The following is a 19816-nucleotide window of genomic DNA, read 5'->3' as shown; positions in this document are numbered from 1 at the left end:
GAAGCGGGAGGGAGTGGCGCGGACTCCGGCTCCATCCGGAGATGATCTGCGCCGCACCCCTTGACAGCTCCCCCGGCTGGACTCGACGATCCCGGGGTGAACCTGTCAGACAGCCAGACAGCTGGCGAGATGCCCCGACGGATCAGCGCGATGGAAGCGGTCCTGAACCATCTGCGCGGTGCCATCGAGCGGGGCGAGTACGCGGTCGGGGACAAGCTCCCCTCCGAGGCGGAGCTCTGCCGGCGGCTGGAAGTGAGCAGACCCGTGCTCCGGGAGGCGCTGCGGGCGCTCCAGACCATGGGGCTCACGGTCTCGCGCACCGGCAAGGGCACCTTCGTCATCTCCGCCGGCGCCGTGGCGGACCCGACCTTCGGCGACTACGCGGCGAGCGACCTGCTCGAGGTCCGTCGCCATGTGGAGATCCCGGTGGCCGGTTACGCGGCGGTGCGCCACACGACGGAGGACCTCGATCAGCTGAACCATCTGCTGGAGCGGATGGAGCAGGAGACCGACACCACCGCGTGGGTGGCGATGGACAGCCTCTTCCATCTCGCCATCGCCCAGGCGGCCGGCAATCCGGTCTTCCGCCGGGTCATCGAGGAGATCCGGGATGCGCTGGCCCGCCAGTCCGCCTTCCTCAATGAGCTCGGCGGCCGGCGCGAGCAGTCGAACCGGGAACACCGGGCGATCGTCGAGGCACTCGTCGACCGCTCCGAGCACGACGCGGTGGAAGCCATGGCGCACCACCTCGCCCGCGTCGAGACGACGCTGACCACCATCGTGCGGTCCCAGCACCGCACGGACCCCTCCACGGAAGACGAGGATCACGCGTGAGCGAGCAATCCCTCCGGCAGGCGGAACGGCAGCAACAACAGAGCACCTCGCAGGACGCCGCGCAGCGGCAGCCGGGCGGGCATGTGGACGCCGGTGACGCCGGCTACCAGAAGTCCCTGAAGTCCCGGCACATCAACATGATCGCGATCGGCGGGGCCATCGGCACCGGCCTGTTCCTCGGCGCCGGCGGCCGGCTCGCCAGTGCCGGACCGTCGCTGGCCGTGGCGTACGCGCTCTGCGGTCTGTTCGCCTTCCTCGTGGTGCGCGCGCTGGGTGAGCTGGTGCTGCACCGGCCGTCCTCGGGTGCGTTCGTGTCCTACGCCCGGGAGTTCCTCGGCGAGAAGGGCGCGTTCGTCGCGGGCTGGATGTACTTCCTGAACTGGGCGACCACCGGAATCGCCGACATCACGGCGGTGGCGACCTATACGCACTACTGGGGCATGTTCTCCGACATACCGCAGTGGGTGATCGCGCTGATCGCGCTCGCGGTCGTGCTGACCGTGAACCTGATCTCCGTGAAGATCTTCGGCGAGCTGGAGTTCTGGTTCGCGATCGTCAAGGTCGGTGCGCTGGTCGTCTTCATGCTGATCGGCATCTTCCTGCTGGTCACCCAGCACCCGGTCGGCGGCCACTCCCCCGGCCCCTCGCTGGTCACCGACCACGGCGGCATCTTCCCGACCGGGACCCTGGCGATGCTGCTGGTCATCCAGGGTGTGGTGTTCGCCTATGCGTCGGTCGAGCTGGTCGGTGTCACGGCGGGCGAGACCGCGGAGCCGGAGAAGATCATGCCGAAGGCGATCAACTCCATCATGTGGCGGGTGGCCGTCTTCTACGTCGGCTCGGTGGTCCTGCTGGCGATGCTGCTGCCCTGGAGCGCGTACTCGGCCGGGGAGAGCCCCTTCGTCACCGTGCTGTCCAAGATCGGGATACCGGCCGCGGGCGGCGTGATGAACCTCGTCGTGATGACCGCCGCGATGTCCAGCCTCAACTCCGGCCTCTACTCCACCGGGCGCATTCTGCGCTCGATGGCGATGTCCGGCTCCGCGCCGCGGTTCACCGGCGTGATGAGCCGCAGCCAGGTCCCGTACGGCGGCATCCTGCTCACCTCGGGGATCTGTGTGCTGGGCGTGGGCCTCAACTATGTCGTGCCGAGCGAGGCGTTCGAGATCGTGCTGAACTTCGCGGCGATCGGCATCCTCAGCACCTGGGCGATGATCATGCTCTGCCATCTGCTCTTCTGGCGGAAGGCCCGCGCCGGGCAGCTCGTCCGCCCCGGCTACCGGCTCCCCGGCTCCCCGTGGACCGAGTGCGTGACGCTGGCCTTCCTGGCGGGCGTCCTGGTGCTGATGTGGGCCGACGGCGGAGCCGGCCGCACCACCGTGCTGTCGCTGCCGCTGATCGTGGCCGCACTGGTCGGCGGCTGGTTCCTGGTACGGGGCCGGGTCGGCACGCTCCAGGAAGCCGCGGCGGCACAGGCACGCGGCGAGCACCCGGACACCACACCCCCCGCTCAGCGCACCAAGAACACCCACGGCACAGACAACCCCCACAGCACCGAAAGCACCGAGAACTGATCATGAGTCAGAGCACCACCCTGCCGCCGCACCGCACCGCGGGCGCACCGCCCGCGGTCCGCGAACCGGCCCATGTCCCCGTCGCCCATGTGGTGCGCGGAGGCATCGTCGAGGGCGTCCACCACGGCTCCGTCGTGGTGCTGGCGGCCGACGGGAGCGTGGCATTCCAGGCGGGCGACATCGAGGCCGCGTGCTATCCGCGCTCGGCACTCAAGCCGGTCCAGGCGGTCGGCCTGCTGCGCGCGGGCCTGCCGCCGCTGGACGATCCGGCGCTGGCCCTGGTGGCGGCCAGCCACTCCGGCGAGGAGCGGCATCTGGCCACGGCCCGGGACATCCTGGCCGCCGGCGAGCTGACCGAGGACGAACTGCGCAATGTCCCCGATCTGCCGTACGACCCCGCCGTACGCGACGAGTGGATCCGGCGCGGTCTGGGGCCCACCCGGCTCGCACAGAACTGCTCGGGCAAGCACGCCGCCATGCTGCTGACCTGCCGCACCCGGGGCTGGGACCTGGACAGCTACCTCGATCCCGGCCACCCGTTGCAGCGGGAACTCGCCGCGACGGTCGAGGACCTCACCGGCCAGGGCATCGCCCGGGTCACGGTCGACGGCTGCGGCGCCCCGCTGTTCTCCGTCTCCCTCCACGGGCTGACCCGGGCCGCCGCCCGGCTGGCGACGGCCGCCCCCGGCACCGAGGAGGGCCGGGTCGCCCACGCCATGCGCACACACCCGGAGATGGTGTCCGGCAGCCGGCGGGACGTCGCCCGGCTGGTGCGGGCGGTGCCCGGGCTGCTCGCCAAGGACGGCTTCGAGGGCGTGCAGATCGCGGCCCTGCCGGACGGGCGGGCGGTCGGTGTGAAGATCGCCGACGGCGGTGACCGCGCCCGGATGCCGGTGACGGCGGCGGCCCTGGCGCACTGCGGCATCGACCCCGGCCTCCTCGCCCCGTTCGCCACCGCACCTGTCATCGGGGGCGGCGCCCCGGTCGGGGCCCTGCGGGCGACGAACATCCTTGCTCCGCAGGCTACCTGACGCTCCATCACCTCCCCGCTCGGGCCACCCGCCCGGCCTCCTCCCCCTCTGCTCCACCTCACAAAGGACCCGCTGCACCATGACTTCCGCCGGCCACCGCCGCGAACACGATCTGCTCGGCGACCGGGAGATACCCGCCGAGGCGTACTGGGGCGTGCACACCCTGCGCGCCGTGGAGAACTTCCCCATCACCGGTACGCCGATCGCCACCTACCCGCACCTGATCAACGCGCTCGCCGCCGTCAAGGAGGCCGCGGCCCGGGCCAACGAGGACCTCGGACTGCTCGACACCGAGCGGGCCGACGCGATCGCCGCCGCCTGCCGGGAGATCCGGTCCGGCGGGCAGCTGCACGACCAGTTCGTCGTCGATGTCATCCAGGGCGGCGCCGGGACCTCGACGAACATGAACGCCAACGAGGTGATCGCCAACCGGGCGCTGGAGATCCTGGGCCATGACAAGGGCGACTACCGCCATCTGCACCCCAACGAGCACGTCAATCTGAGCCAGTCGACGAACGACGTCTACCCGACGGCCGTCAACGTCGCCACGATCATCGCCGTCCGGGAACTGCTCGACTCGATGGCCGTCCTGCGTACGGCCTTCGCGGCCAAGGCCGAGGAGTTCCGCGACATCCTCAAGATGGGGCGCACCCAGCTCCAGGACGCGGTGCCGATGACCCTGGGCCAGGAGTTCTCGGCGTACGCGGTGATGCTGGAGGAGGACCAGAGCCGGCTGGCGGAGGCGGTCCTGCTCATCCACGAGATCAACCTCGGCGCCACCGCCATCGGCACCGGCCTCAACGCCCCCAAGGGCTACGCCGAGGCGGCCCGCACCCACCTGGCCGCCCTCACCGGACTGCCGCTGGTCACCGCCGCCAATCTGGTCGAGGCCACCCAGGACTGCGGCGCGTTCGTCCATCTGTCGGGTGTCCTCAAGCGCATCGCCGTCAAGCTCTCGAAGAGCTGCAACGATCTGCGGCTGCTGTCCTCCGGCCCGCGGGCCGGGCTCGCGGAGATCAACCTGCCGCCGGTGCAGGCCGGTTCGAGCATCATGCCCGGCAAGGTCAACCCGGTCATCCCCGAGGTCGTCAACCAGGTCGCCTTCGAGGTCATCGGCAACGACGTCACCATCACCATGGCGGCCGAGGCGGGCCAGCTCCAGCTCAACGCCTTCGAGCCGGTCATCCTGCACTCCCTCTCGGAGAGCATCACGCATCTGGGGGCGGCCTGCCGCACCCTCGCCGAGCGCTGCGTGGTGGGCATCACCGCCAACACCGAGACGCTCCTGGCCAGTGTGCAGAACTCCATCGGCCTGGTCACCGCCCTCAACCCGCACATCGGCTACACCGCCGCCACCGCGATCGCCAAGGAGGCACTCGCCACCGGACGCGGCGTCGCCGAACTCGTCCTGGAACAGGGACTGCTCCCGGCCGACCGCCTCGCGGCACTGCTGCGCCCGGAGGAAATCGCCGGCACGGGCGGTGACTTGAGCACGGTCTGAGCCCTCGCCGCACCGCGGCACCCCGGACCCTCCGGTCCGCACGGGCCGGGCGGGCGTCCCCCTTCGGGACACCCGCCCGGCCCGTTGACGTGTAGTGCCAGGGCAAGTGCCGTCGGTCGACGGCTTCCGTCCCCGCCCTCCCGATCGGCGGAGGTTCGTCCGTGGTCCGGAGGGTTTACCGGTCGTTCACTTGATGGGTTCCTGATCGCTTCGACGCAAAACCTACCCACCGGTCGGCCCGGAAGAGTTCACGTGTCCGGGCCTGATCGGCCAGGTGCGGCGGCTCTAGGTTTCTCCCCGATGACCAGTCGGCAAGGCGCGCAACTCCCCATTTTCCGCTGTGCTTTGATGAAGGAGTAAATGTGGAACGTCGTACCTTCCTGCGCGGAGCCGTCATCGGCACCTCGGCCGCCGCCTTCGGCGGCACTCTCATGCACGGCGCCGCCTACGCAGCTCCGGCCCAGATCGGCCCCGGCCCGTACGGCGCGCTGGGCGCCGCCGACGCCAACGGCATCCAGCTGCCCAGCGGCTTCAGCAGCCGGGTCATCGCCCGCTCCAGCCAGGCCGTCTCCGGCACCTCCTACACCTGGCACAACGCCCCCGACGGCGGCGCCTGCTTCGCCGACGGCACGGGCTGGATCTACGTCTCCAACTCAGAGATCAACCCCAGCGGCGGCGCGAGCGCCGTCAAGTTCAACTCCTCGGGCACCATCACCGGCGCCTACCGCATCCTGTCCAACACCCGGCAGAACTGCGCGGGCGGCGCCACCCCGTGGAACACCTGGCTCTCCTGCGAAGAGGTCTCCCTCGGCTACGTCTACGAGACCGACCCGTGGGGGGTGAACGCCGCCACCCGCCGCGCCGCCATGGGCAAGTTCAAGCACGAGGCGGCCGCTGCCGACCCCGTGCGCCAGGTGATCTACCTGACCGAGGACGAAACCGACGGCTGCTTCTACCGGTTCGTCCCGACCACGTGGGGCAACCTGTCCGCCGGCACCCTCCAGGTGCTGGTTGCCGGCACCGGCACGTCCGGATCCTTCACCTGGGCTACCGTGCCCGACCCGGACGGCTCGCCCACCACGACCCGCAACCAGGTCTCCGGCGCCAAGCGGTTCAACGGCGGCGAGGGCTGCCACTACGCCGGCGACACCGTCTGGTTCACCACCAAGGGCGACAACCGCGTCTGGCAGCTCAACCTGGCGAACAGCACCTACGAGCTGACCTACGACGACAACCTGGTCAACCCCGGCCCCGCCCCGCTGACCGGCGTCGACAACGTCACCGGATCCTCCTCCGGCGACCTGTTCGTCGCCGAGGACGGCGGCAACATGGAGATCTGCATCATCACCCCGGACGACATCGTCACGCCGTTCCTGCGGATCACCGGCCAGTCCAGCTCGGAGATCACCGGACCGGCCTTCTCCCCCAACGGCACCCGGCTGTACTTCTCCAGCCAGCGCGGCACGAGCGGCAGCTCCTCGGGCGGCATCACCTACGAGGTCACCGGCCCCTTCCGCACCTGACCGACCCGAAACCCGCCTCCCGCTGCCAAGGCGGCGCGGGCAGTCGCCGGCCCGGCCCGCATGTCCGCGGGCCGGGCCTCGCTGTGCCCGATGAGTACCTGGCCAGGGCCGGCGGGGCCGTCGCACCGCTGCCGCCGTCGCCCTATGGGGCCGGGACCGCGGGGGTTCCCTCGTGGGCGTGCTGCCGGGGCGGGGTCCGGCGCACGATAAGGAGGAGGAGTACACCCGCCTGATGACGGTGCCGGGCGGCCGGCGGGCAGGATGGTCACAGGGCTGTCCGGCCGGCGGGACGGGCCGGGGCGGCGCCCGCAGCAGGCCACGAAGACACCGATCGGCACGAGAGAGAAGAGATCCGCATGCGTATCGCGCTGTGCCAGATGACGGCCACGACCGATCCGAAGGAGAACCTCGCGATCGTCCAGGACCAGGTCCGCCGGGCGGCGCGCGAGGAGGCCCGGCTGGCGGTCCTTCCGGAGGCGGCCATGGTGCGGTTCGGGGCCCCGCTCGGGCAGGTGGCCGAGCCGCTGGACGGGCCGTGGGCGGAGGGGGTGCGGGCGGTGGCCCGGGAGACCGGCGTGACCGTGGTGGCGGGCATGTTCACCCCGGCGGACGACGGGCGGGTGACCAACACCCTGCTGGCCACCGGTCCCGAGGTCGAGGAGTTCTACGACAAGATCCATCTGTATGACGCCTTCGGCTTCCGGGAGTCCGACGCGGTGGCCCCGGGCAAGCGCGTGGTGACCATCGATGTCGACGGGGTCCGGGTGGGCCTGGCGACCTGCTACGACCTGCGGTTCCCCGAACTCTTCCGGGCGCACGCCGATGCGGGGGCCACGGTGTCGGTGCTGCCCGCCGCCTGGGCCGCGGGGCCGGGCAAGCGTGCACAGTGGGACCTGCTGGTACGGGCGCGCGCCCTGGACGCGACGGTCTGGCTGGCGGCGGTCAATCAGGCCGCCCCGGATCCGCAGGCCGATCCGGAGGCCCCCACCAAGGCGCCGACCGGTGTCGGGCACAGCGCGCTGATCGGCCCCGACGGGACCGTACGCGGACAGCTGGGCGACCGGGCGGACCTGCTCGTCGGGGACGTGGACACCGAGGAGACCGCCCGGGTGCGGCGCGCGGTGGCGGTGCTGGACAACCGGAGCCTGTAGGCGGGCCCTCAGCCGTGCACCGCGTCCGCCGTCCCTGACGGTGCGTCACGGAGACCGAGCCGCAGATGCTCGACGTGGAAGAGGGCCTGGTCGAGGAGTTCGGCGACGTGGTGGTCGTAGAGGGCGTAGACGATCGAGCGGCCGTTGCGTTCGCCGGTGACCAGGCCGAGGTTGCGCAGCAGCCGGAGTTGGTGGGAGCAGGCGGACTGCTCCATGCCGACGGCGGCGGCGAGGTCACCGACCGCGCAGGGGCCTTCCTGAAGGCGGGCCAGGATGTGCAGCCGGGAGGGGGTGGACAGGGCCTGGAGGGTGGCCGCGACATCGGCGGCCCCCACGGCGTCCAGACGCTCGCGGGTGGTGGTGCGGTGGTCATCCATTCCATGGCCCATACGAGCCATCCTAACGACGATAAATGAAGACCTCTTCATTTGTTCCGGTACGGTGGGGGCCCTGTCGTTTCCCCGCCCGCGAAGGGTTGTTCCGGCATGCCTTCTGCCGTGTTGCCCCATCCGCCCCAGACCCCCACGGCCGATCGGAACGCCCCGCGCCGCACCCGGTTCCTCGACCGGCCCGAGGCCCGCTGGGCGGCCGCCGCCACCCTCGCGTTCCTCCTCGCGGCGCTGCTGCAACTCGGCGGCGCACCGGCCTGGTTGTGGGGTCCGCTGTATGCCGTCGCCTATGGGACGGGCGGTTGGGAGCCGGGCTGGTCCGGGCTGCGGGCGCTGCGGGAGAAGAGCCTGGACGTCGATCTGCTGATGATCGTCGCCGCGCTCGGGGCGGCCGCGATCGGCCAGGTCCGGGACGGTGCGCTGCTGATCGTCATCTTCGCCGTCTCCGGCGCCCTGGAGGCGCTGGCCACCGCCCGCACCCAGGATTCGGTACGCGGGCTGCTCGCTCTCGCACCCGGCACCGCGACCCGGCTGGCCGACGACGGCAGTGAGACGACCGTGGCCGCCGCGGACCTCGTGGTGGGGGACACCGTGCTGGTCCGTCCCGGCGAACGGGTCGGCGCGGACGGCCGGGTGCTGGACGGGGTCAGCGAGATCGACCAGGCCACCATCACCGGTGAACCGCTGCCGGTGATCAAGGAGCCCGGTGACGAGGTGTTCGCGGGCACCCTCAACGGCACCGGCGCGCTGCGGGTCAAGGTGGAGCGCGATGCCGATGCCTCCGTCCTCGCCCGGATCGTGGCCATGGTCGCGGAGGCGTCCGAGACCAAGGCGCCGGGCCAGCTGTTCATCGAGAAGGTCGAACAGCGCTACTCGGTCGGCATGGTGGCCGTCACGCCGGCCGTCTTCGTGATCCCACTGGCGTTCGGCGCGGATCCGGCGCGCGCCCTGCTGCGGGCGATGACCTTCATGATCGTCGCCTCGCCGTGCGCGGTGGTCCTGGCGACCATGCCGCCGCTGCTGTCCGCCCTCGCCAACGCCGGACGGCACGGCGTGCTGGTCAAGTCCGCCGTCGTCATGGAACGCCTCGGGCAGGTGGACCGCGTCGCCCTCGACAAGACCGGCACCCTGACCGCGGGCACGCACCGGCTCACCGCGGTCCGCCCGCTGTCCGGCTCCGGGATGACGGAGGAGACCCTGCTGACCCGGGCGGCCGCGGCGGAGTACGCCGGTGAACACCCCCTGGCCCGCGCGATCGTGGCCGCCGCCCGCGCCCGCGGCCTGGTCCTGCCCGCCGCCGGGGAGTTCACCGCCTCCCCCGGCACCGGCGTACGGGCCACCGTCGACGGCACCCGGATCGCGGTCGGCGCCCCGGCCCGGCTGCTGTCCGCCGGTGATCCGGCCGCCGCGGAGGCCGGCGCCCTCGTCACCGAGCTGGAGGAGGCCGGGTACACCGCCGTGCTGGTCCTCTGTGACGGGGTACCGGCCGGGGTGCTGGGCCTCGGCGACCGGCTGCGCCCCGACGCGGCGGCCACCGTCGCCAATCTCCGGTCGCTCACCGGACGCACCCCGATGCTGGTGACCGGCGACAATCCGCGCGCCGCCGGGCAACTCGCCGCGGCGGTCGGCATCACGGACGTCCGGGCCGGGCTGCTGCCCCAGGAGAAGGTCGGCGCCGTGCGTGCCCAGGAGGCGGCCGGGCACCGGGTGCTGATGGTGGGTGACGGGGTGAACGACGCACCGGCGCTGGCCGCCGCGCACACCGGGGTCGCCATGGGCCGGACCGGCTCCGACCTCGCGCTGGAGACCGCCGACGCGGTCATCGTCCGGGACGAACTCAGCAGCGTGCCCGCCGTGCTCGCGCTGTCCCGCACGGCCCACCGGCTGGTCGTCCAGAACCTGGTGCTGGCTTCGGTGTTCCTCTCCGGCCTGGTCCTCTGGGACCTGATCGGTGAACTCCCGCTGCCGCTGGGCGTCCTCGGCCATGAGGGCTCCACCGTCCTCGTCGGCCTCAACGGCCTGCGGCTGCTGCGCGAAGCGGCCTGGCGGCGGGCGGCGCGGCCCGCCCCGTGAGAGCGGCCCTGCCCCGGGGCACGCCGCGGCCGCTCAGCGGTCGGTGCGGATCACCACCGCCAGCGTGCGCGGACCGTGCACCCCCTCGACCCGCTCCAGCTCGATGTCGGAGGTGGCCGAGGGGCCGCTGATCATCGTGATCGGGTGCTCCGGCGTCAACTGCGCCACCGCCTCCGGCACTCCGGTCCGCACCGACGACAGCTCGACGACACAGACATGCAGATCGGGGACGAGGGTCAGCGCACGCCTGCCCTGGTCCGCGGCGGCGCCGTCCAGGAAGATCGTGCCGGTCTCGGCGCAGCTGACGGCGGAGCCCGTCACCACCCCGTCCAGCGCATCGAGCGAGGGCGCCGGCACCTCCGCGGAATCCGTCACCGTCTCCCCGTCGTACCCGGCCAGCCAGGCCGGATCGAGACCCGGGGGCACCCCGATCGTCCGTGCACCGTGCGCATGCAGCACCTCGGCGAGCACCGCCGCGGTGGTTCCGGCGGTGCAGGTGCGGACCTGCGCCCGGTAGTCGGCGAGCCGGTCGGCGAAGAGGGCGAGCCGCTCCTCGTCGGGCAGCGCGCGGCCGGTGCGATAGGCGCGGGGCACGGTCACCTCGGGCCCGTCGGAGAGGGACAGGGCGTCCCGGACACGGCGGAGCACCGTCTCCCGTGCGGTCGCGGTCACGATGCCTCCTGCGGATCGTCGTCGGTGTGCCGGGCGCCTTCTTCGGCCGCGGCCCGCATCGCGGCCGCGCCCTCGGCGGAGGCGAACCAGGAGCGGAAGGTCTGCTTGGGCGGGGCGGGGGTGTCACGGCTGTCGCTCCAGCCGTTGAGCGGCGGGGGCAGACGGGAGAGGGTGCCGTCCCGCCCCGCCGGCAGGCGTCCGAGCCCGGCCGCCTTCTGTGCGGCGGTGAACAGCCCGGTCCGCTTCATCACCGCGGCCGCGGCCTTCATCGCCAGCTTCTCCGCGGTCGTCCCGGACTGTTCGGTGTGCTGGTGCCGCAGCTCGACGAGGAGCGACGGGATATCGATCTTCACCGGGCAGGCGTCGAAGCAGGCTCCGCACAGACTGGAGGCGTACGGCAGCGAGCTGTTGGGATCGCCCTTGGCGCCGTGCATGCCGGCCAGCTGCGGGGTGAGCACCGCACCGATCGGGCCGGGGTACGTCGATCCGTAGGCATGGCCGCCCGTCCGCTCGTAGACGGGGCAGACGTTGAGGCAGGCCGAGCAGCGGATGCAGTTCAGCGCCGCGCGCCCGATCCGGTCCGCGAGCGCCGCGGTCCGCCCGTTGTCGAGCAGCACGAGATGGAACTCCTGCGGGCCGTCGCCCGGCGTCACTCCCGTCCACAGCGAGGTGTAGGGGTTCATCCGCTCACCGGTCGAGGAGCGCGGGAGCAACTGGAGGAAGACCTCCAGGTCCTGGAAGCGGGGCAGGACCTTCTCGATGCCCATGACGGTGATCAGCGTCTCGGGCAGTGTCAGACACATCCGGCCGTTGCCCTCGGACTCGACCACCGCCAGGGTGCCGGTCTCGGCGATGCCGAAGTTGGCTCCGGAGACGGCCACCTTGGTCGTCATGAACTTCTCGCGCAGGAACGCGCGCGCCGCGGCCGCGAGCCGGGCGGGGTCGGCGTCCAGTGCGGGGTCGACGCCCGGGATGTGCCGGAGGAAGATGTCCCGGATCTCCTCGCGGTTGCGGTGGATCGCGGGCACCAGGATGTGCGACGGCCGGTCATCGGCGAACTGCACGATCAGCTCGGCCAGATCGGTTTCCAGCGCCGCGATCCCCTGGTCCGCCAGATGCTCGTTGAGGCCGATCTCCTGTGTGGCCATCGACTTGACCTTGAGGATCTCGTCGCTGCCGGTCGCCCGCACCAGCCGGGTGACGATCTCGTTGGCCTCCACGCCGTCCCGGGCCCAGTGGACGGTGCCGCCGCGCTCGGTGACCTTCCGCTCCAGCTGCTCCAGCAGTTCGGGCAGCCGGTTCATGGTGTCGGTCTTGATCGCCGAGCCGGTGTCGCGCAGCTGCTCCCAGTCGGGCAGTTCGCCGGTGACGGCGAGGCGCTTGGCGCGGATCGAGTGGGTGGCCTTGCCCAGATTGCGGCGCAGCTGCTCGTTGCCCAGCTCGTCGTGCGCGGCCCGGGGGAAGCTGCGCTCCCCGCGCAGATGGCCGGTCCCGTACGGGGAGCGCGGGGGGACGGCCGGCATGCCGAGGAAGGTGCCCTGTGTCGCGGGGCCGGTCGGACTGCTCATCGGGCGGCCTCCGTCAGGACGTGCGGCGCGGTGCGGGTGGCGGCGAGGATCTGGGCCAGGTGCAGGGTCCGCGTACCGGACCTGATGCGCGAGAGACCACCGCCGATATGCATCAGACAGGACGAGTCGCCCGCCGTGCACACCGCGGCCCCGGTGCCGGTGATGTGGTCCATCTTGTCCCGCAGCATCGCGGTGGAGGTCTCGGCGTTCTTGACCGCGAAGGTGCCGCCGAAGCCGCAGCAGGCGTCGGCCTCGGGCAGCTCCACCAGGTCGATGCCCTCGACGGCGCGCAGCAGCCGCAGCGGCTTCTCGCCGACCCGCAGCATGCGCAGCGAGTGACAGGTGGGGTGGTAGGTCACCCGGTGCGGGAAGTACGCGCCGACGTCCGTCACATCGAGGACATCGACCAGGAACTCGGACAGCTCGTACGTCTTGGTCCGGACGGCGGCCACACCGGCGCGCAGGGCCGCGTCCCCGTAGCGCTCGGCGACGATCTCGTGCTGATGACGGACCGAGCCCGCGCAGGAGCCCGACGGCACCACCACGGCCTCGATCGCCGGGTCACCGAACTGTTCGGCGAAGTTCCTTACCAGCGGCACCGGTTCACGCTGATAGCCGGTGTTGACATGCATCTGGCCGCAGCAGGTCTGCTGCGGCGGGAAGACCACGGCATGGCCCAGACGGGCCAGGAGTACCGCGGTCGATTTCACCGCCTCCGGGAAGAGCGTGTCTCCCAGACAGGTGGCGAAGAGGGCGATGCGCATAGTGCCTCCCTGGCGCTTATGGTCCGACCATACCCCTCTCGAACCGCGCGAGAAAAGGAGAGACGCAGTTTGGTCCGACCTTATTGACATGCGACATCTTCGATGGACTACTGAGGGCCGATCGTCAGCCACACGGCGCCGCGATGGCCGGGACCGGACGTTCACCACCGGCCGGACGGCGCGCAGAACTCGATGAGGAGCACTCCGTGGCCACCACTCCGCCCGCTGTCCTGGCGGCCTACACCCCCGACGTGGCCGCCGTCGGGGACAGCCTCACCACCACCGCGCTACTGGGCCTGGTGCCCCTGGCGGCCTTCTTCCTGCTGTTGATGGCGGCCAGGCGCTCCGCGCTGCACTCCGCCCTCGGCGCCCTGCTGACCGCCCTCCTGGTCGCGGTCCTCGGCTACGGCATGCCGCTGCGGCTCGGCGCGCTGTCCGCCGCCCAGGGCGCGGCCTTCGGCCTCTTCCCGGTGATGCTGATCGTCGTTTCGGCCATCTGGTTCTACGAACTCACCGTGGTCAGCGGCCGTTTCGATGATCTGCGCCGCTCCTTCAACGCCGTCGGGCGCGGTGATCTGCGCATCCAGGCCATGCTCATCGCGTTCTGCTTCGGCGGACTGCTCGAAGCGCTGGCCGGCTTCGGCGCGCCCGTCGCGATCACCGCCGCCATGCTGATGGCGCTCGGGCTGCCCCGGCTCACCTCGGCCGTCACCGTCCTGGTCGCCAACACCGCGCCGGTCGCCTTCGGCGCCATGGCCATTCCCATCACCACCGCGGGCAACCTCACCGGCATCCCCGCGGAGTCCCTCGCCGCGGTCATCGGCCGGCAGAGCCCGCTGCTCGCCCTCTTCGTGCCGCAGCTGCTGCTCTTCCTCGTCGACGGCCGGCGCGGGCTGCGGCAGCTGTGGCCCATCGCGCTGGCCACCGGCGCCGTCTTCGCCCTGGCCCAGTTCTGGTGCTCGGCCCACTTCGCCTACGAGCTCACCGATGTCGTCGCCGCGCTCGCCGGCTTCGGCGCCGCGGTGGTCATGCTGCGCTTCTGGACCCCCACGACACCGGACGACCAGCGCTCCCAGGTCACGGCCGAACCGCTGACCCGCCGCCGCACCTTCCTGGCCGTGCTGCCGTACCTCCTGGTCATCGCGGTCTTCGCGCTCGCCAAGCTCGATGTCGGCGAACTCGACATACCCGGGTTGCTCGGCTCCCTCGCCGTCCAGCTCGACTGGCCGGGCCTGTACGGCCACCTCCTCGCCCCCGACGGCTCGCCCGCGGGCAGCGCCGTCTACAAGCTGGAGGTCCTGGCCAATCCCGGCACCCTGCTGCTGCTCTCCGGGCTCCTGGTGATGCTGATCTACAGCCGCGCGAAGGACGCCGACCGCTTCCCGATGTCCGCGCGCACGGGACTGTCCTGCGCCGGACGCACCCTGCGCACCATGCGCACCGCCATCGCCACGGTCGCCACCGTGATGGCCCTGAGCTACGTCATGAACCAGTCGGGGCAGACCCTCGCCATCGGCACCTGGCTCGCCGCCGCGGGCGGGCTCTTCGCCCTGCTCTCCCCCGTGCTCGGCTGGCTCGGCACCGCCGTCACCGGCTCGGACACCTCGTCGAACGCCCTGTTCGCCACGCTTCAGCAGACCGCCGGCAAGACCGCGGGCATCGACCCGACCCTGCTGGTGGCCGCCAACACCACGGGCGGCGTGGTCGGCAAGCTGATCAGCCCGCAGAACCTGACCATCGCGGCGACCGCGGTGGAACTGCCCGGCGCCGAACGGATCCTGCTGCGCAAGGTCGCCGGCTACAGCGCCGCGATGCTGGCGGTCCTGTGCGTGCTGGTCTATCTCCAGTCGCTGCCGGTGCTGTCCTGGATGCTGCCGTAGGGGCAGGGGAGGTATAGGGGGCGGGCGGGCCCAGCGGTTCGCGCCCGCCCAGCCCTCGTCCCCTACTCCTGCTCCTGCTCCTGCTCCTGCTCCTGCTCCGCCGGGGCGTTCTCGTCGACCAGCCGGCCGTGGAAACCGCGGATATGGGCCTCGGCCAGATCGGCGGCTTGTGCGCCCTTGCCGGCCCGCACCAGTCGCAGCAGCTCGGTGTGCTCGGCGTTCAGCGCCGCCGCCGTGGCCGGCCAGTCCTCCGCCGTCTCCAGCGCGCGCAGGATCAGCGGACGCACCGACTCCCGCACGGCCGAGGTGAGGGTGGAGGTCAGCTGGTTGCCCGAGCTGCGCGCGATGGCGACATGGAACCGGGTGTCGAGGTCGTTGAAGTCGGCGGCCCCCACGCCGGGCTCGCGCATCCGCTCCAGGAGCGCTTCCGCCTCGTCGAGGTCCTGCGCCGAGGCGTGCTCCGCGGCCGCCTCGAAGCTGGAGCGCTCCAGGACCACCCGAGCCTCCAGCACATCGTGCAGACGGTAACTGCCCAGGGCGAAGTGCAGGCGCAGCAGCCGGCCCAGCGCATCGTCCGGGTTGCGTACGATCCGCGCCCCGGCGTCCGGCCCGCGTCCGGCCTGGGCGACCAGCACCCCGATCGTCTCCAGCACCCGCAGCGCCTCGCGCAGCGCGGACCGGCTGACGCCCAGGACCGGCGCCAGCTCGCGCTCGGGCGGCAGCCGGTCCCCGGCCTTGAGCTCACCGGCGAGCACCCGCTCCTCGATGCGCTCCAGCACGAGCTCATGCGTACGCGCCTGCCGCACAGGTCGCCATTCGGCGGTCATCCCCAACTCCCCGGCTCGGCCCTCATGCCCCGTGCAAAAAACTATGTCACACAGGACGTGTGGTCGGACCACAGCGCCCGACACCGCGGGGTGCCCGGCCGTCGGATCGCGAGCCGTGCGTAGGGCCGTCGCGGCCGGTCAGACCTCCAGGTCCAGTCGCGGCCCGTCGCGCCGGGACGGCTCGCGGCGGAGCAGCTGCTCCTGGGCAGTGGTCGCGATCCGGTCGAGGACCCGCCGGCGCAGTGCGTCGGACGGGGTGACCGCTTCCGCTTCGGCCAGATACACGACGGTGGCCTCCAGGTCGGCGACCTCCCGGGTGCAGTCGTCGCAGCCGGCCAGGTGGGTGGCGAAGGCGGCCGCCTCCTCGGGCGGAAGGGCGTGCAGGACATACGCCCCGACCGCCGCGTGCGGATCCTCGTCAGCGGACATCAGTCGCCTCCCATACAGACGCGCAGTCTCCGCAGGCCGGTGCGCATCCTCGTCTTGACCGTGCCCGCGGGGGTGGACAGGACCTCGGCGACCTCGGCGTAGGTCATTCCCTGGTAGTAGGCGAGGACCAGCGGCAGGCGCTGACTGTTCCCGAGGCCGGCCAGACAGCGGTAGACCTGCGCCCGTTCCTCCCGCTCCTCGACGGCCTCCACCACTTCGTCGAACGGGGTCTGGTGGGCCAGCTGCGCGGCCTTGCGCTCGCGTTCCGCGCCGGCCCGCACCGATCGCACCCGTTCCACTGCCCGCCGGTGGGCCAGCGTCAGCACCCAGGACTTCGCGGCACCGCGCTCGGGACGGAACCGGTCGGCCTTCCGCCACACCTCGATCATCACGTCCTGAGTCACCTCTTCAGCCTGCGCCTCATCGCGCAGGATCCGATGGGCCAGGCCCATGACGGGCACCACGAGGGCGTCGTACACGCCGACGAACGCCCGCTCCTCACCCAGGGCGACCCGCACGAGCAGATCGTCCACGTGACGGTCCGCGGCGGACCGCTCCGGGGGCCAGGGTCCCTCGGGTGCGGTGTGCGGAATGCGCCTCACAGCGTGTCGACCGTCCCCTCGTCAGTCCGGTGCGGCCCGGTTCCCCGGGATGGAGCGCGGTCGACGCGTTGCCACGTATCGGCCGCGCCCTCCCAGGCTGACGTTGCCTCACGCGGGCCGCAGCCGGTCGGGGCCCGTTCGGCTGAGGGGGCGCCGTCCTGGCGCGCGCACCGGGCCACTCCGCGTGCAGCCACGTGCAGCGACGTGCGGGATACGGACGACACCCGTACACCGGCTCTCCCAGGGGCGCGAAGCAGCAGGTCATCCCCGCTTTGGAGCTCTTGCGCAAGGGAACGGGGAGATCCCCGCAGGAGAAAATGGGCATTTGGCGCAATCCACACCCGCGCGGGCCTCGAATACACATTAGGAACTGCCCGTGCGACGCCAACCGAGCGCCTGCGGGACCCGGTGACGGGACGACGGTCGTCGGCGCTTGTCAGGGAGGTCGCCATGGTCGGAGAGCCGGTCGAAGAACTGACCTCGTATCCGGAGGAGACCCCGGCCGGCCGGGGCGGCGTGGACGGCCCTGACCTGGGTATCGAGGCCGCCTTCGCCGGCACGCTGGCCGAGGTCATGGGTACGGGGCAGCCGCCGGTGGACCGGCATTTCTTCGACGACCTGGGCGCCGACTCCTTGGTGATGGCACATTTCTGTGCTCGGGTCAGGAAGCGAGCCGACCTGCCGCCGGTCTCGATGAAGGACATCTACCGGTATCCGACGATCCGGGCACTGGCCACGGCAATGGCGGGCTCCCCACCGTCTTTCCCGGTCGAGTCCCCGCCCTCCTCGCCCCCGGCACCGACTCCCCCGTCGGCGCCGGCTCCCGCTGTCCGGGGCACCTCGCGGTACGTCCTGTGCGGAGCACTGCAACTGCTGACGTTCCTCGGGTACACCTCTCTCGTCGCGGCCGCCACGGCCTGGGGCTATGAGTGGATCGCCGCCGGGTCCGGCATGTTCGGCCGATACCTGCGCTCGGTGCTGTGCGGCGCGGCCGGTCTGCTGTTGTTGTGCGCACTTCCGGTCCTGGTGAAGTGGGTCCTCATCGGGCGGTGGAAGCACCGGCAGTTCCGCGTCTGGAGCCTGCCGTACGTCCGCTTCTGGATCGTCAAAACGCTGATCCGGGCGAACCCGCTGGTGCTGTTCGTCGGTTCGCCGCTCTACACGCTCTATCTCCGGGCCCTGGGCGCGAAAATCGGGCGGGGCGTCACGGTCTTCTCGCGCAATGTGCCGGTGTGCACCGATCTGCTGGCCGTCGGCGACGGCACCGTCATCCGCAAGGACTCGTTCCTCAACTGCTACCGGGCACAGGCCGGTCTGATCCAGACGGGCACGGTGGTCCTCGGGAAGAACGTGGTCATCAGCGAGGCCACGGTGCTCGACATCGAGACGGCGCTGGGTGACGGGGCGCAGCTCGGCCATGCCTCGTCGCTGCACAGCGGGCAGGTCGTACCGGACGGCGAACACTGGCACGGATCACCGGCACAGCCGACCGACGTGGACTACCGCGTGGTGGGACCGGCCGGCTGCGGTGCCGTGCGCAGGACGGTGCACAGCGCACTCCAGCTGGCGACCGTGCTGTTGCTGTACGTGCCGCTGGCGGTCGGCGGCGTGGGCATCCTGCTGGCCGGTGCGCCGCAGCTCACCGCGGTCCTGGAGCCCGGCCCCACGGCGCTGGCCGACGGGACGTTCTACGTGGACGCCCTGCTGCTGTCCCTGCTCTTCTTCGCCGCCGTGCCCCTCGGCCTGCTCTTCCAGGCCACGGTCCCCCGGCTGCTCAGCCGGACCATCACCCCGGGCAAGGTCTATCCGCTGTACGGCTTCCACTACACGGTGCACCGGCTGATCGCCCTCACCACCAACCGGAAGTTCCTGATGCGGCTGTTCGGCGACAGCTCCGCCATCGTCCACTACCTGCGGGGCCTCGGCTACGACCTCTCCCGGATCGAGCAGACCGGGTCGAACTTCGGCACCGAGGTCAAGCACGAGACGCCGTACCTGAGTTCCGTCGGGAGCGGGACGATGGTCGCCGACGGTCTGTCCGTCATGAACGCCGACTTCTCGGACACCTCCTTCCGCGTCTGCCGGACCTCGATCGGGCCCCGCAACTTCCTCGGGAACCGGATCGCCTACCCCTCGCGGGGAAAGACGGGCGACAACTGCCTGCTCGCGACGAAGGTCATGGTCCCGGTCGACGGCGAGGTCCGGGAGGGCGTCGGGCTCCTCGGCTCGCCCAGCTTCGAGATTCCCCGCTCGGTGCAGCGGGACAGCACCTTCGACCAGCTGAAGAGCGGCGAGCAGCTGCGCCGCCACCTGGCCGCCAAGAACCGGCACAACGCCGCCACCATGGGGCTCTACCTCCTGGTGCGGTGGCTCTACTTCTTCTGGGCCACCCTGCTCGTGGCCCTCGCCGCGGAACTCTACGACTCCCTCGGCGCCCTGGCGATCGCGCTGGGCAACGTCCTGGTGCTGGTGTCCGGTGTCGTCTACTTCGTGCTGGTCGAACGGGCCGTGACGGCGTTCCATCCGCTGAGCCCGCTGTTCTGCTCGATCTACGATCCGCGTTTCTGGCGGCGGGAACGCTTCTGGAAGGTGCCCTCGGAGACGTATCTGCTGCTCTTCAACGGCACCCCGTTCAAGAACCTGATCTGGCGGCTGCTGGGGGTCCGGATCGGCCGCAGGGTCTTCGACGACGGCTGCTATCTGACCGAGCGGACCCTGGCCGCCATCGGGGACGGCTGCACCCTCAACGCGGGGAGCGTCGTCCAGTGCCACTCGCAGGAGGACGGCACCTTCAAGTCCGACCGCAGCGCGCTCGGCGCGGGCTGCACGCTCGGCGTCGGCGCGTTCGTCCACTACGGCGTGGCCATGGGTGACGGCGCGGTGCTCGCGCCCGACTCCTTCCTGATGAAGGGCGAGGCCGTCCCGCCGCATGCGCAATGGGGCGGCAATCCGGCCCGGCAGACCAGCGGCCAGGACACCGGCGAGGGCTGGAGGTAGC

Annotated in this window: 16 protein-coding genes; 9 read left to right on the top strand and 7 right to left on the bottom strand. The window is 71.4% G+C overall.

The features are described from left to right. The first annotated feature begins 96 nt into the window (after positions 1–96). The 6 genes from AC3EUV_RS03370 to AC3EUV_RS03345 all read left to right on the top strand — a co-directional run bounded on the left by AC3EUV_RS03370 (position 97) and on the right by AC3EUV_RS03345 (position 7614). A complete protein-coding gene (locus AC3EUV_RS03370) occupies positions 97–834 on the top strand; it encodes a FadR/GntR family transcriptional regulator (RefSeq protein ID WP_432142689.1) in 738 nt (245 codons plus the stop codon). After that, positions 831–2408, top strand: coding sequence for an amino acid permease (locus AC3EUV_RS03365; RefSeq protein ID WP_435602113.1), 1578 nt, complete (start codon positions 831–833; stop codon positions 2406–2408). Before AC3EUV_RS03370 ends, AC3EUV_RS03365 begins: the two co-directional genes overlap by 4 nt. Before the next feature lie 2 nt (positions 2409–2410). Continuing rightward, complete coding sequence (locus AC3EUV_RS03360) at positions 2411–3439, top strand: asparaginase (RefSeq protein ID WP_432142687.1); 1029 nt, start codon at positions 2411–2413, stop codon at positions 3437–3439. Positions 3440–3518: 79 nt separating this feature from the next. After that, positions 3519–4940, top strand: coding sequence for an aspartate ammonia-lyase (gene aspA, locus AC3EUV_RS03355; RefSeq protein WP_432142686.1), 1422 nt, complete (start codon positions 3519–3521; stop codon positions 4938–4940). A gap of 362 nt (positions 4941–5302) precedes the next feature. Next, on the top strand, positions 5303–6463 hold the full coding sequence (locus tag AC3EUV_RS03350; RefSeq protein ID WP_432142685.1) for an alkaline phosphatase PhoX: 1161 nt from the start codon (positions 5303–5305) through the stop codon (positions 6461–6463). Positions 6464–6819: 356 nt separating this feature from the next. Then, positions 6820–7614 (top strand): carbon-nitrogen hydrolase family protein, encoded by a 795-nt coding sequence (locus AC3EUV_RS03345; RefSeq protein WP_432142684.1) that lies wholly within the window; start codon positions 6820–6822, stop codon positions 7612–7614. An 8-nt stretch (positions 7615–7622) separates the two neighbouring features. Here the strand turns inward: AC3EUV_RS03345 and AC3EUV_RS03340 are convergent, their stop codons facing one another. Next, positions 7623–8003, bottom strand: a complete 381-nt coding sequence (locus AC3EUV_RS03340) for an ArsR/SmtB family transcription factor (protein WP_432142683.1) — start codon at positions 8001–8003, stop codon at positions 7623–7625. 96 nt (positions 8004–8099) lie between these two features. Between AC3EUV_RS03340 and AC3EUV_RS03335 the strand changes: the two genes are divergently transcribed. Further along, positions 8100–10076 (top strand): heavy metal translocating P-type ATPase, encoded by a 1977-nt coding sequence (locus tag AC3EUV_RS03335; RefSeq protein ID WP_435602112.1) that lies wholly within the window; start codon positions 8100–8102, stop codon positions 10074–10076. Positions 10077–10109: 33 nt separating this feature from the next. Here AC3EUV_RS03335 and AC3EUV_RS03330 read toward each other — a convergent pair whose 3' ends face one another. From AC3EUV_RS03330 to AC3EUV_RS03320, 3 genes are read right to left on the bottom strand one after another with little or no spacing between them, the layout of a single operon-like run. After that, a complete protein-coding gene (locus tag AC3EUV_RS03330; protein WP_432142728.1) occupies positions 10110–10751 on the bottom strand; it encodes a LutC/YkgG family protein in 642 nt (213 codons plus the stop codon). Further along, entirely contained in the window at positions 10745–12316 is a 1572-nt protein-coding gene (locus AC3EUV_RS03325; protein WP_432142681.1) for a lactate utilization protein B, read from the bottom strand. Before AC3EUV_RS03325 ends, AC3EUV_RS03330 begins: the two co-directional genes overlap by 7 nt. Then, positions 12313–13080, bottom strand: a complete 768-nt coding sequence (locus tag AC3EUV_RS03320) for a (Fe-S)-binding protein (protein WP_432142680.1) — start codon at positions 13078–13080, stop codon at positions 12313–12315. Before AC3EUV_RS03320 ends, AC3EUV_RS03325 begins: the two co-directional genes overlap by 4 nt. A gap of 206 nt (positions 13081–13286) precedes the next feature. Between AC3EUV_RS03320 and AC3EUV_RS03315 the strand changes: the two genes are divergently transcribed. Continuing rightward, complete coding sequence (locus AC3EUV_RS03315) at positions 13287–14960, top strand: L-lactate permease (protein ID WP_432142679.1); 1674 nt, start codon at positions 13287–13289, stop codon at positions 14958–14960. Between the two features lie 62 nt (positions 14961–15022). Here AC3EUV_RS03315 and AC3EUV_RS03310 read toward each other — a convergent pair whose 3' ends face one another. The 3 genes from AC3EUV_RS03310 to sigK all read right to left on the bottom strand — a co-directional run bounded on the left by AC3EUV_RS03310 (position 15023) and on the right by sigK (position 16809). After that, a complete protein-coding gene (locus tag AC3EUV_RS03310; protein ID WP_435602111.1) occupies positions 15023–15787 on the bottom strand; it encodes a FadR/GntR family transcriptional regulator in 765 nt (254 codons plus the stop codon). A 138-nt stretch (positions 15788–15925) separates the two neighbouring features. Further along, on the bottom strand, positions 15926–16216 hold the full coding sequence (locus AC3EUV_RS03305; RefSeq protein ID WP_432142677.1) for a zf-HC2 domain-containing protein: 291 nt from the start codon (positions 16214–16216) through the stop codon (positions 15926–15928). Then, a complete protein-coding gene (gene sigK, locus AC3EUV_RS03300; RefSeq protein WP_432142727.1) occupies positions 16216–16809 on the bottom strand; it encodes an ECF RNA polymerase sigma factor SigK in 594 nt (197 codons plus the stop codon). Before sigK ends, AC3EUV_RS03305 begins: the two co-directional genes overlap by 1 nt. A gap of 459 nt (positions 16810–17268) precedes the next feature. Between sigK and AC3EUV_RS03295 the strand changes: the two genes are divergently transcribed. Beyond that, complete coding sequence (locus tag AC3EUV_RS03295) at positions 17269–19815, top strand: Pls/PosA family non-ribosomal peptide synthetase (protein ID WP_435602110.1); 2547 nt, start codon at positions 17269–17271, stop codon at positions 19813–19815. Position 19816 lies beyond the last annotated feature (1 nt).

Source organism: Streptomyces sp. bgisy130, from assembly GCF_057708345.1.
Note: the sequence above shows the minus strand (reverse complement) of the source record. Positions and strands in the feature narration are given on the sequence as shown.